At 44.9% G+C, this 13,967-nt stretch carries 10 protein-coding genes; 2 read left to right on the plus strand and 8 right to left on the minus strand.

Annotated elements, in window-relative coordinates:
- Positions 1-5: 5 nt before the first annotated feature.
- From KNP93_RS07335 to addB, 6 genes are all read right to left on the minus strand, one after another.
- Positions 6-1,004: a class I SAM-dependent methyltransferase gene (locus tag KNP93_RS07335; RefSeq protein ID WP_214854166.1), complete on the minus strand. Its 999-nt coding sequence runs from the start codon at positions 1,002-1,004 to the stop codon at positions 6-8.
- A 150-nt stretch (positions 1,005-1,154) separates the two neighbouring features.
- Entirely contained in the window at positions 1,155-1,535 is a 381-nt protein-coding gene (locus KNP93_RS07340) for a DUF1516 family protein (protein ID WP_131503898.1), read from the minus strand.
- 62 nt (positions 1,536-1,597) lie between these two features.
- Entirely contained in the window at positions 1,598-4,162 is a 2,565-nt protein-coding gene (locus KNP93_RS07345) for an ATP-binding protein (protein WP_131503896.1), read from the minus strand.
- Positions 4,143-4,520, minus strand: a complete 378-nt coding sequence (locus KNP93_RS07350) for a response regulator (protein ID WP_012369636.1) — start codon at positions 4,518-4,520, stop codon at positions 4,143-4,145. Before KNP93_RS07350 ends, KNP93_RS07345 begins: the two co-directional genes overlap by 20 nt.
- 148 nt (positions 4,521-4,668) lie before the next feature.
- A complete protein-coding gene (gene addA, locus KNP93_RS07355) occupies positions 4,669-8,220 on the minus strand; it encodes a helicase-exonuclease AddAB subunit AddA (protein WP_214854180.1) in 3,552 nt (1,183 codons plus the stop codon).
- Positions 8,217-11,648 carry a helicase-exonuclease AddAB subunit AddB gene (gene addB / locus KNP93_RS07360; protein ID WP_214854183.1) on the minus strand — a complete coding sequence of 1,144 codons (3,432 nt, stop codon included), beginning with the start codon at positions 11,646-11,648 and terminating at the stop codon, positions 8,217-8,219. The genes addA and addB overlap by 4 nt, the downstream gene beginning before the upstream one ends.
- A gap of 340 nt (positions 11,649-11,988) precedes the next feature.
- Here addB and KNP93_RS07365 point away from each other — a divergent pair, with 340 nt between their 5' ends.
- On the plus strand, positions 11,989-12,369 hold the full coding sequence (locus tag KNP93_RS07365) for a truncated hemoglobin (RefSeq protein WP_188005207.1): 381 nt from the start codon (positions 11,989-11,991) through the stop codon (positions 12,367-12,369).
- A gap of 59 nt (positions 12,370-12,428) precedes the next feature.
- Entirely contained in the window at positions 12,429-12,770 is a 342-nt protein-coding gene (locus tag KNP93_RS07370) for a hypothetical protein (protein WP_014969716.1), read from the plus strand.
- Positions 12,771-12,871: 101 nt separating this feature from the next.
- On the opposite strand, the gene KNP93_RS07375 is transcribed toward KNP93_RS07370, so the two are convergent.
- Together KNP93_RS07375 and KNP93_RS07380 are read right to left on the minus strand one after the other, a co-directional pair.
- Positions 12,872-13,309 (minus strand): hypothetical protein, encoded by a 438-nt coding sequence (locus KNP93_RS07375; RefSeq protein WP_371819883.1) that lies wholly within the window; start codon positions 13,307-13,309, stop codon positions 12,872-12,874.
- Between the two features lie 76 nt (positions 13,310-13,385).
- Positions 13,386-13,871 (minus strand): competence protein ComK, encoded by a 486-nt coding sequence (locus tag KNP93_RS07380; RefSeq protein WP_131503890.1) that lies wholly within the window; start codon positions 13,869-13,871, stop codon positions 13,386-13,388.
- Between the last annotated feature and the right edge of the window lie 96 nt (positions 13,872-13,967).

Raw genomic sequence — 13,967 nt, forward strand, 5'->3', positions numbered from 1 at the left:
TTCCTTTAGGAAGTGGCGTTTGCAGTTACGATATACCAAGCTCCTTCTTTTAAAAATGGTGAAATCGACACATTTTTAAAACCGGCAGCATGAAGTTGTTCTGTCAATTCTTCTTTCCCCGGCAACGGGTAAAGATTTTCATGTAACGTCATGAACGCATTGAATGCCGCGGAGAATGGTGCACCATGTTCACTGTCGCGTAATGGTGTGACCAAAATGACCGTCCCGTCATCTTTAAGGAAACGCCGGACACCTTCTAAAAGACGAAGCCGTTCTTCTTTCGGGAAATAATACAAAATGTTGTTCATCATGACGCCGTCATATGTTTCTTTGACGTCGTATGTTTTAATATCCCCGACAGTAAAATCAATTTCTCCGGTCGTATCCCGTCGTTTCGCTTCCGCGATGACCGATTCCTCGATATCAATTCCTGCCAGTCGTAGTTCAGGCAATGCTTCGTGAATTTTACGTAAGTAACCACCGTAGGCACAGCCGATATCAAGTAGTGATGTCACATTTTGACTGCGGATGATGTGACGGACAGCAGGAAATGCAACAGTTTCCACCAACGCAGATGTTTCTGCTACGATGTCGCCGTGTTCTTCGCCATCAAACTTTTTTTGTTGACCATGTTCTAAAAATTGCGGATAAGAGAATAAGGCAGGCAGATGAAGTTCCATCAACTCGGATAACATAAAACCGATGCTTCTCTCATCTGTTTTTGATAATTCAGGTAAAACATGACGTGTCGCTGTATAGCGCAAGTCTTTCTTTTTTAAATGTCCTACCGCCAACCCGACTTCAAACCAACGGGATAAGGCTTCTGTCGTCAACGGCTGCTTAAGACGGACTTGTGCTTCGGCCCGTGTCGCCCCTGATCCTAAAACATCAAACAGACCATACTTATATCCAATATAACCGTGCCATAACGGTAAAATCGGTTCTGCTCGCTTCATCCACTTTCTTGCCCGGAAAACTTTTGTCCATTCTTTCAACTGTGCCACAAGCGTTCCCCTCTCGACTGCGTAATATATCCCTTTTCCCAAATAACAACAGATTGTAAACACAAAAAAACACACGTTCCTCTCTATCATGAGAAACGTGTGTAAACCAAACAAACAGATTATTTTTTTGTCGTTTTGATTAAAATCGATTTAGAAGAATTGCATGCCGTATGGTAACGAGTAACCAAGGAAAATTGTTACGAGAACCAGCACTCCAAATCCAAGTAAGAAACCAGAATAAGATTTTCCTTTTTTCAAACGAACGAGTGTCAACTCACCCAAAATCAAGACGAGGAGACCTGCTGTAATCTTAGCGTGATACAAACCATCCGGATTAGCGGACATACCCATGATTTTGATGTAAAGATAAAGTCCGGTCGCAAACGTCAAGAGCAACAAGAGACGAAACGCCATGTGAACACCTTTGGCAGCACTTTTTCCATTTTTGTACATCGAGAATGCAACAAAAAATGTAACGAGCAGTAAAACCCATAATAAAACGTGTGTGTGTACAAATGCAGTAATCGGCATTTGAATTCCCCCTTTATTCATTCTCCATTCATCGTATCTGATTTTAAGCTTCAGATATAGTGTTATTTTCCTGACATATCAATTCCGTCAGAAATAACGGCGTACTCCGAGACGTGTGTCGGTAGCTTCACAGTAAACGTGCTGCCCTGCTTTTCAATCGACTCGACCGTAATCTCTCCGTCATGTCCTTCGACGATTTCCTTACAAATTGCAAGACCCAGACCTGTCCCGCCAATTTTCCGGCTGTCTGAATTATCCACCCGATAAAATTTGTCGAATAACTTCGCCAAAGCCGATTTCGGAATTCCGATTCCTTCGTCTCGTACGGCAAACTGGACATGGTGTCGATTTGCTTCCAACACGACTTCGATATTACCGCCTAACGGAGAGTACTTGACGGCATTGTTCAATAGATTATTCATCAACTGCTTCATTTTTTCCTCATCCGCTTCAATCAGCGGACAAATGTCTGTTAAGGAATGGAACGTGATCGTATGGTTTGTTGTCGACGCCGCATAGAATTGAGTCGTTTCTTCTAAAAGCGGTTGTAGATTAAGTAATCCTTTTTGATAGGATTGAATTCTCGCTTCCATCCGTTGAACATCAAGAAAATCATTGACGAGATTCGACAAACGTTCCGTTTCTGAATGGATGGTTTTTAAATACTTGTCTTGTTTTGAAAGATCCATCTTCCGGTTCAACATCAGTTCCGTAAAACCATAGATGGAAGATAACGGAGTCCGTAATTCGTGGGAGACAGTCGAGACCAACTCCGATTTCAGACGGTCCATCTCTGTTTCCTTCGTCACATCACGCAAGACGAGCATCGTTCCTTTTCGAATTCCTTCGACTTCAATCGTTTCTACATAAAACTGAATAAAGACGACTTGTTGATGGATTGAAAACTGGAGACTGTCTTTTGGAACTTCGCCTCGTAAGATACCTTCCATATAGCGTGCAAACACTTCCGGTTCATCCACGACAGCATGAATGATATCGAGACACCCTTGAAGGGTTTCGTTTTTTGTCGCTCCATATTGAAGTTCTGGAAACAGATCATACAAAGGACGATTGACGAATACTTCGTCTTTTCCCGGTTCGATATAGATGACGGCTTCACGAATTGAGTCCAGAATCCGTTCTGTTTTCGTCTTCTCACGGTTCATTTCATCAAATAACCGCATGCGGAGCAACGACAGAGACAGCTGACGTGAAAATGACATGATGTCACGCATCTGTTCATTCGTAAACTGGTCCCGGTAACGAACCAGATAAATGAACGCGATTGCTTCTTCCGACGCCGGATCGAGAATCGGGACTGCCGTCTCATACATATAGTATGGATACGGTAACGGATGATCACTTGCGACCTGTTTAGAGGAATGGACGGCTTTTTTCAATGACTCAGCCCGTTTCAATAAAGAAAGATCGCTTCCTAACAACCGCTCCGAAAGTTCATCTGTCATCCCGTGTGTCACAATCGAGTAGGCAGATTCTTCATCGACGAAGACAAGCGCTCCGATTTCCGAATCCGTGATGGCAATTAACTTTTCAATGATTTCCGGATAAGCCGTCAACGCTTCCCTTGCTGCCAGCGTTTCAGTCAAATCATTACGGTATTGCAGGTGTTGTTCGTTGCGCATCGTCAACTCGAGTGCTTCCTCCAGTTCCTGCTGCTGCGCCTGCAATTCTTCCTGTTGCGCCTGCAGTTCTTCCTGCTGTGCCTGCAATTCTTCGTTTTTGGCTAAAAGATGTTGTTTATTTTCGGAAATCGAGCTCGCCATTTGATTGAAGGACAAAGCTAAAATTCCAATCTCATCTTTCCGTCCAGAAACTTTGACATGTTTGATGTCTTCACCACCGGCTAGACGTTGGCTATTTTTGACGAGTGATAACAACTCTGCTGTAATTTTACGAATGAACGGATAAACGAAGAAGATCAATACACCGACTAATACGATGATGTTCGACAGCCAAATCAGTTGAGTCGTCTGAATTTCCCGCTCCAACTGTCCGCTTGTTTTTTCTGACCAGTCTTCTAAAAAGTCTCGATATCCGCCAAGTGCTAACTCACTTTTATTGATTTCCGACAAGACATCAATGTTTCCAGAAGTGTCTAGCTTGATTCGTCCATTCGCCTGCAACTCTTTTCCGAGCGGTAAGGAAGTTAGTGTCTTCCCTTCCAAAAAAGATTCCGTGACCGTTCCGGATTCCTTCGCTTCCACATACGATTGGATCAACGGCAAAATCGACTCGAAGTAGTACGCATAGAGTTCACGTGAAGAACGTGCATAATCTTTTCCTTGTTGATAAATTGCATTTTCTTCAAACCAGCGTGTTTGTTCATCAATGGTTTTCCGTTGATTGACCATCTTCTGATAAATTTCCTGATCACCAATCAGCGCATAGCCCCGCATGTTAAACTGCAGGTCCTGCCATTCTTCCCACAGTGCGCCGGCACGGGCACTTCGTTCTCTTATGTCTTCTAGCTTCAATCGGGTTTCTTGTAATTTCGTATCGGTATAATTGTAGACAATCAGTGAAGAAATCATAAGTGTCGTTAAAACGATATAAAAGGAGGCCATTAACTGGCGTCCGATTTTTCGATTAATCCACTGGATGATCACTCAATATTCCTCCTACGACATCAATCAATTCGAGTGGACTAAACGGTTTAGAAAAGAAATAATTCGCTCCAATTTCTTCTGCCCGTTCCCGATCAGATTGTTGGCTTTTTGCTGTTAACATCATGATTTTTAAATTTTGTTTGTCCGGATGACGTCGTACCTTTTCGATGACTTCAATCCCCGTCATTCCCGGCATCATATAATCGAGCAAAACAAGATCATAATGCTGACTCATGATTTTCTGATAGGCTTCATCACCATCTGTCGCTTCATCAATCGTATACCCTTCATCTTCTAATGTATCGAGCACCAACATGCGTAACACATCTTCGTCTTCCGCTAATAAAATACGTGCCATCTATAAAACCTCCTACGGTATCTGGTTATTCTTTTTACATACCTTTTCATTTTACACAGTTCTTTCATATTTAGAAATGAAAATCGTCTAACGAATTGATTCCGTTCCCTGAACAGGTGACAGAATCAATTCGTCAGACGTGAGGTAATCAGTAAATTTCAATCACTTCTTGGAGCGCAAACGCATAAATTAATTTCCGGCTGATTTGAATGTCTAAGATGGCTTCCAACGCTTCTTGATATAAATTCAACTGTGTTGCATAACGTGTTCGCAATATCTCTGCTTGATCCTGACCGTCAATCGTTTCAAAAACTTGGTCCGATTTATAATCGAGCAGAATATATGTTTCGCCGTCGTGAATCAGACAGTCGACAATCCCCTGCATGACGGCCTGATCACTTGGACCATGCCAGTCTGTCCGGAATCGGGCTGAATCAATCTTATAGGTGAACGGCAATTCACGGTAGACATCTCCCGTCACAAGACGCTGCTCAAATAATTGTCCGATTTCTGAAGCAAAGAACATCGTCAATTCAGGCATAGCTTCCCGCATCGTCCGGGCTTCCAAGTCTGAAACGCGTTCCGCCTGTTGCCAGTCGAGGATCTGCTCTTCAAGGGGACGACCGGACTCGTACAACTGCATCGCTAAATGCAAGACTGTTCCGCGTTCGGCTCCCGTTAATGTCGGACCTAAAAATTGGGGTGTCCGGTAATAGGTCGATTGCCGGTAGGTCGATTCAAAAGCAGCCCGTTCGAGTTGTTCTGTCCGCTTCAACTCCGTAACGGTTTGTTTCGCAGCGGTATCCGTCGCGACTTGATACGGATAGTGATACGCAAAAGCAGATTCAATCTGCGCATTCAGCGTCTCGTCACCCGCATAATCAATTTTCTCAAGGACACGGACGTGTTCGAGTTGCTCGACCATCTTGGTCAGTTCTTGATAAGGAGCAATCTCGTCATGTGCAATGACCCGGAATGCCCAGCGTTGTTCCTGTTCGTTCAGTAGGAAATTACGCAGGACAGCTGGTGCCACCCAGTCCGCATAGGTCTTAGCATTTCGGCGATCCAGTTCCGGCAACAAAAGCTCATCGAACGGTTGATCCTGCCATTTGGCAAGCTGATCTTCCAGACCTTTGATTGCCCCTACAAGAATCAGCTTTTCTTTCGCCCGTGTCATTGCAACATAAAGAACACGCATCTCTTCCGCTTTCATTTCACGGTCCATTTCCCGGCGGATGACTTCTTTCAGAAGTGTTCCGGAACGCAGGCGTTTAACGGGATCAATCGCATCCAGCGCAATGCCATACGTCTTATGCAGTTGAATCGCTTGGATTTGATCCTGTTTATTAAACTGCTTACCTAACTGGCTGACGATCGTTACCGGGAATTCCAGTCCTTTTGATTGGTGGATTGTCATGATTCGGACGACATCTTCGTCTTCCCCTAACGAACGGGCTTCTGAAAAATCTTCCCCGCGTTCGACTAAACGATGAATCAAACGTAAGAAGCGATACAATCCCCGATAACCGGAGGCCTCATACTGATGGGCTCGTTCGTACAGAGCATTTAAATTCGCTTGCCGGCTCCGTCCCCCGTTCAGACAACCGACGTATTCAAAGTAACCGGTTTGATCAAACAAGGAACGAATTAAGCTCGCAAGCGACTTCCCGCGTGCTTCCGTGCGCCAGTTTTGCAACTGATTGAGCGCTTCACCGACACGCAAACCAAGCGGTGTTTGTTCTTTCGCCACAAGAGTAGCTGCTTCGTAGAATGACCCGTCTTTCGATTTAGCACGAATCCGTCCTAAATCCCGATCCGTCAATCCAAAAATCGGTGATCGCAAGACACTGGCAAACGGGATATCCTGCAACGGATTATCGATTGTCTTCAAGAGCGCCATCATGATTTGAATCTCGGTTGCTTGAAAATAACCGCCCGTCGTATCCGCATAGACAGGAAGTTCGTACTGTTCAAAGACGTCGACCAATGCCTGGACCCGTTTTCCTCTCGAACGTACGAGGACAACGATATCACGGTATTCACATTTACGGAAACGCTTTTGTTTTGCATCAAATACGAGGTAGGGATTTTCATCATTCACCATCTCGATGATGCGTGTCGCTATGACTTGAGCTTCCAATTCTTCTTTATTCGTGTCTGTCTGGTCCACTAACAGCAATTCAGGATTGACTTGGGTTGATTCGACATATCCGAGATTCCCTAGCCGCAAATAAGCTGCTTCATCATAATCAATTTCTCCGACGGCTTCGTCCATGACTTGACGGAAAATATGATTGGTACCATCCAAGACTTCTAAACGGCTTCGGAAATTTTTCGTCAAATCAATTCGTGTCCCGACTTCTGTTTGTTGGAATCGTTTAAACTTATTCAAAAACAATCCGGGCTCGGCATGACGGAATTTATAAATCGATTGTTTTACGTCACCAACCATAAACAGATTTCCGGTTGCTTCATCTGATTTTGAAACAAGCCGCAGAATCCGTTCCTGCACTTCGTTTGTATCCTGATATTCATCCACTAAAACTTCAATGAAGCGTTCTTGGAGCAAACGAGCGACATCCGTTGCCTCTCCGTCCTGTTCCAAGATGGCTAATGCAAAATGCTCAAGGTCGGAAAAATCAACGATGCCCCGCTGCTGCTTCGCTTCAAGATAGGCTGCCGAGAAACTTCGAACGAGCGTGACGATCATCTGGACATGCCCCAGTTGCGAACGTAAATCTTCCAGATAATCAACCCCGTCCTTCTCAACGAACAAATCACGCATCTTTTTGAGATCACCGACGAGACGCGTCCGTTCGGTCTGGAATTTCTTCATTTCCTCGTCTCCGCGGATTCCTTTCCAGCGGCCGAATTCGACGGCCTGAAAAGCAAGGGCGACGGTCGTCCAGCGGTCCTGTTCCGGATTAATCCGCCGGATCGGTGCGACGTCCTGCACCAACATGTCTGCCATCTCGTCATATCCGGCTTGTCGCAGACGATACGATAATTCCATATACCGGTTGATGACCGGCGCGACACGTTCCCATTCGAGTTCAAATAATCGTGTCAACAAACTGGACTCATCCGGATCAATCGGTTGATCGTACTGCGCAATCAAGTGGTCATAAAATGCTTCCGGATCCGGGAGTGAACGAGAAAATCGATATAAGTTCGAGATTAAGGTCAACATTGCTTGATCGTCCCGGTCTGATGTGTAACTATCAATCAATTCATAAAACGCCGGATCTGCTAAAGCATAGTAGTTCTCAAACACTTCTTCCAAAACATCATCCTGCAGCAACAACAGCTCTGCTTCTTCCGCAATGCGAAAAGCTGGATCAAGACCAATCCGGTAATAGTTTTCGCGTAAAATCGATAAACAAAAGGAATGGATCGTCGTGATTTGAGCACGGTTCATCATTTGCCGTTGTTTTTTTAAATAAAGGTCATCTGGAGCATCTTTAATTTTTGCTTCGATTGCTTCGATGACACGTGTCTTCATCTCTTTAGCTGCTGCGTTCGTAAACGTCGCGACAAGAATCCGGTCGGCTGTCAACGGATCTTCCTGATTGATGACACGTTGCGTCAACCGTTCGACGAGTACGGCTGTCTTTCCTGAACCAGCGGCAGCGGATACTAAAATATGTCCACCTCTCGCATCAATTGCCCGTTGCTGTTCATCTGTCCACTGCACACTCATTCCGTCTCCTCCTTCAACCGTTCCAAGACTTCTTTTTCCGACAACGGTTTCAATTGCCGGTAGTCGTTTCCGAGAGATTGATCAAACTGGCAGACGGAACGGTACTCACAAAATGTACAAGGTATCCGTTCCTGGTAATCAAACGGATCAATCGCAATATCTCCTGCATACATCGATTGGCTGCTCGTCTTCAATTCATCCCAGGCGTGATCCATCAGTGCCGTCAATTCTTCTTCTTTGACGACACCTTTCGTGTGCGACTTATGAAGACCGGTTTTCGTGAATGTCACTTTGACGAGCGGTGACTTTTGACGTTCATCGTACGCAATCTGATCCATTGCCCGTAATACTTCATCATTTTCAACGATGATGCCTTGCATTTGATACGATTCGAGCAACAACCGGTTCCTTTCGATTTCATCCGCCGATAAATCTCCACGCATCATTGGGTTTTTGACGTGGAAATACAAGGCACCGGCCGGTTTTGCCTGCTGATTAAACAGAACTTCCGACTGTTCAACGACTGTTTTTAGATACAACAGCATTTGAATCGCCAAACCATAATAGATTTCGGCAAAATCCAACTCTTTAGCACTCGATTTATAGTCGACGACCCGGACGTACAATTGATCGCCAATTGTCGCTTGATCCACCCGGTCAATTCGACCGGTGAATTCGATTTCGGTACCATCCGGTAATGTGAAGCGAAGTGGTGGAAACATGGCGTTCCCAAAACTGATTTCAAATAAATCAGGTTCGAATTCAGAACGTTCCGCTTGTTTGACGAGCATTTTTGCAGTTTGCTCGACGACGTCCGTTAATTTTTTCTTGATGTATCCAAAACGGTTCGAACTCATCAAAATCGCATTTTGAATTTCCGGTGTCACCTTCTCGACGGCTTCTTTCGCGAGATTACTGCACGATTGGTCATCCAGTTCACGCCAGCGTTTTCCCGAGGCTTTGATATTCATCGATAAATCATTGAGTGCTCCGTGGAATAGGTTCCCGATGTCCGGCGCTTCGAATTTATATAATTTCCGTTCTTTTAACCGCAATCCATACCGGGCAAAGTGTTTATAAGAACAAGCATTGTACGTCTCAAACCGGGAGACGCTGGCTTTGATGGTGTCACCATACAGGTTACGCGCCAAATCATCCGGTAACGGCTCTGCATGATTTTGATAAAACAAGGCACTGGAAAACAGCGCCATTCGTTCGCGGCCCCGACCGTTTTCGAGCAAACGATTGTACACATCAAACCAGGACGGTTGAATCGGATAACGACGTTGCAGCCGTCTCAACTCGATTGCCGCTGCCGCTGCCGCCCGTTCCGGACTCGTCACGAACTGAAGTTGATCATCCGGTGCATGATCACCGGCTTCTGCAAAGGATGTTTTCACAGGGCGATCCTGCAACAGTTGATGTTTGATCTGCTTGATGATGGATGCCGGCTGAAGGGCTTTGCCGTCCTCGTCAACCAGCGCATAACTGATATGCAACGCTTCACTTGGCGCTGTCACCCCTTGATAGAGGTAATACAATTCGTCGTCAAATACGTCCAAAGAGGCTTTACCGACCGGAATGCCTTGATCGTGGAGGAAGTCATGATCTCCTTCTGACAGCAATTTAGACTGGTCTTCCACGAGTGGAATCAATCCGTCATTGGCCCCGAGTAAAAAGACCACTTTCACCTGTTGTAAACGTCCCCGGACGTAATCCGTCGCAATCACTTGATCGAGCGAAGGCGGAACAAGGGAGAAGCGGAGACTTTCAAGTCCAGTCTCGACCATCTGGACGAATAGTTCTGTCGTCAATGTGGCTTCCGGTGCCGCAGCTTCCAACTGTTCAAAGAGATGCAGTACCGCTTCGTACACCTGATCATGTTCTCTTGCTTGGCTGAGTTCATTGACTTCGAGTGCTTGTTGCTTCCAAACCGTTAACCGGTCCGTCAAATGATGTTCTTCCAAGAAACGGTATAACGCCCGTGTGTATTCACTCATCGTCTTAGATGCTTTGAATCGCTTCTCCAGTGGTTCAATGGCTTCGACCAGGAATTGACGCCATTCGTTCAGTTCCTGTTCTTCTTGTAACTCAGCATCCGTTAAACTGATTTCATCAGCTAGACGTCGCTTCAATTGCCAAGGTTTTTTCCACATCGAACCTTTGATTCCCCGCTCCAGGACAAATGTTTCCAGACGATCAAGTGCTAATCGTGAATCCTCTGCCGGAAGTGGAATCAGCTCTGTTTTCAGCAGACGAAAAATAGATTCTTCCCGATATCCCGTCATGACGATTTCAAGGACGGCATGGACTAATTCGACAATCGGATGATGGACCATCGATTCCCGTTGATCCAGGAAGTACGGAATGTCATACAGTTGAAAAGCACGTTCTAAATGATCGGCGTACGGTTCAAGGTGGCGGACAAGAAACGCGATGTCCTTGAACCGATACCCTTCATGGCGTACCAGTTGAATCACCTTTCTGACAGCCGCTTCTGCTTCAACTTGACGATTAACTGCGGCAGAAAGCGTCAACCCGTTCACTTCGTCATCCGTCGCCGGGTATCCGGGCGACAGTAACGCTTGTTCAAGCATCTGTAACCCTGTTGTCTGAAATTTAACGGTCTGTGTGTAATAGATGTCTTCATGCGCAATCTGTCGTTTTTTCATCTGTTCGATCAACTGCATATAGCAGCGTTGTGACACACCAAACTCAGACTGTTTCGCATAGACGTCTTCGACATCCAGTGTAAAACTAAGATGCATCTCTTTCGTCAATTCCATCAATCGCAGTAAGACCTGTTGTTCCTGTAACGAAAATTCATAAAATCCATCAACGAAGACTGAAACGTCACTTAAATCAGCTTTCGGTAACAGCTCAATCAATGTCGTGAAATAATCGTCCGCATGAAGCGCCTTATTTGAGATTCGTTCAGTAAAGCGCTCGTAAATCAGCGCTAAATCATTTAATTTCGGTGAACGTTCGGGAGATGCACTGCTGATTTGACGCAACATATCCGGATTTACCAAAGAACGTTTAAACGAGGCAATCAATTCGTCCAATCCTTTGTAGAAGCCGGGCATATTTTTCGTCCGTTTAAAAATCTTCAATTCTTCTTCCGCTTCTTCGACAACTTGACGCAGTAACAACTGTGTCCCGGTCTCGTCTAAAAAGGGAATCGCCTGGTTTCCATGATCCCGGATGATATGGAAAGCAAACCGGCGTAAACTCATGACTTCCATCCGGACAAGACCCGACAGCCGGGGATCCGTCGCGATACGACGTTCCATCTCAAAAGACATCTGATCCGGTACGATGAAATAGATGGATGGACCAAGCGGTTGCTCAGCTAACCGGTCAATTACCTGCTCAATTAATGTTGTCGTCTTGCCTGTACCGGCACGACCTAAATGCATGTAATTCATTGTGTCAGATCAGCTGACACCTGTTTTCGTACCATCAGGTGGGCTGATCTTCACCTCCTTTAATTAATATCGATGAGCTTTATGCTGTCTTTTTTCCGCTCATATGAGATGAGTATTGAAAACAAAAAGCGCGCTCATCTATAAGGATGATTATATGTACTATTATCTCATAAATACGAACAAACGTCCGTTTTTCAATCCAGATAACTTGTTTTCTTTTTCGTCCTCTTCCTTGTCCATTTTAAATCATTTGTCGATCGGTTTGTGTGGAGTTGCAAAAAGCGGGTAAAGATTGAGATAATGATTGTCTTCATCAGCTGGAACAGAAAGAGGGACAAGTATGCTATACGAAGACCTTGGTCAAAAAGACGCACTCGAACAACTTGTCACACGATTCTATAATCGTGTGTATACAGATGATGTTCTCCGTCCGTTATTCCCGCCGGACCGCCAACGTGTCGAACAAGCACAAATCCGATTTTTGATTCAACTCACAGGTGGTCCAAAACAATACGATGGACAGGATGAACGGATGAATCTGGCGATGATTCATCGCCTTTTGCCCATCAGAGAAGTACACGCTGTGCGATGGATTGAATTGATGATGCTGACCATTGAAGAGACCATCGAGGACACAGAGGCAGCCACGCGTTTAATTGAGCGCCTACGAATCGGTGCCTTCAATGTGCTACGCATTTGTGATGCCCATCAGAACGGATGAGGGATTTTCCTTTCTCATCGGTACGTTTCAATGTAAAATAAGAACTGGAGGCGATAACTATGACTGAAGAACAAGATAAAAAGAGTGAATTGGTAAAAAGCGCACTCGAACAGGCTGAAGCAGCTAAAACGACAGAAGAACCTGTTGAAGAAGAAAAGTCAGATGAACAAAAACGTTTAGAACATATTCGGGCACTTGTGACGCTTGAACGTGGCTCTGATTATTACCGGGTTGTCTTCTACGATGATCATAAACATTTGATTTTCAAAGAACTCGATTACGATCGAGTCGAATTCGTCGGCCGATTCTACAATGACAGTTTTGATCCAACCAATCAAAAAGAACTAGAAGAAATTTCTGAGAAGGCTCTTGCGACATCGATTCGTAAACGTTTTTTATAAGAAACTGCAGTCTTCCTCACATAAAAGCCGTGCTACCCTCATTCATTCATGGGGAGAGCACGGCTTTTACTATATCCAGACGATTCGTCATCTGTTTTAGGTTATAGCTGTTCTTTTGTATTTCGTTTTTTCCGGCGCATAACGTACGCCAATACTCCACCGGCAACTGCCAATCCTGTTGCTGCCAGTACAGGTAATAGTACTTTTTTCGACGTCAGTTTTTGTTTCACTTGCTCCAATCGAGATTCCGTGACCTCTTTCTGAGCAACCGATGCACGACGGTTGATGGTCATGTGTTTTGCAGCATCCGTTACAACGATTCGTTTCGTCACCCACCGTCGATTTCCTGACTCGTCGACGACAAGCTGCCGGGCGCGTTTGACACCTTTGACTCTTTTACCCGGCGTATTTTCAGGACGAACAATCCGTGAACTGATAAAACGCCGTCCACCGTTCACACCAAATCCAGGTTGTAATTTTCTACGGTTTAACCATTCATATGATTCATTCATCGTGTAGCGGTCTTTCGACCGCTTCACCTCCCTTTAATTCTCTCTCTCGCACTTTACTGTCTATTCGCTGTATTAAGTAGTGATTCCTGTTAGATTGTTCCACTTATCGCGCTTTATTAAACGTCGTCGGTCGTTCTTCTTGAAATCTCCGTTGCATTTCGTAAGCCAATTCCAGTGTTTTAATCCGTTGCCGTTCGATGCTGTAAGCCGAAGCATCAGTGTCAATCCGTTGTCCTGTTTGAAATTCCACTTGAACGGTATCCCCCTTTTTTTGAACGGTTTTCATCTGCTTGAAATTAATCCAAATACATTCCGCCTTCTCCTTCGCAGTCGTCGGGAAGAAAATCGTTTGCGCCTTCCAATCGATTAAGACCGGTGTTTTCCGATTCGGCCCCAGGATATGTCGAGCCGCTTCAATTCTTCCGCGCATCGACGAACCAAAATACAAACAAGATTCTTCAATCAACTTGATCGGATGACCTTCTAACACGACTTCTGACTGTTCTTGAATAAGTAAAGTTTGCGGTTCACCGTATGGACCATACTTTGGTACAAGGGCTAATGTTTCTTCCGTAATTTTATGTCGCATCCTGATTTCCCCTTTCTTGTATTAGTATGGTTATATCAAATTCAAAATGACTTTGTCTGAACGACCTCATTATTTCCCGAAATAAAAAACGAGATA

The organism is Exiguobacterium sp. s166 (genome assembly GCF_018618855.1).
In the GTDB taxonomy this organism is placed as follows: Bacteria; Bacillota; Bacilli; order Exiguobacteriales; family Exiguobacteriaceae; genus Exiguobacterium_A.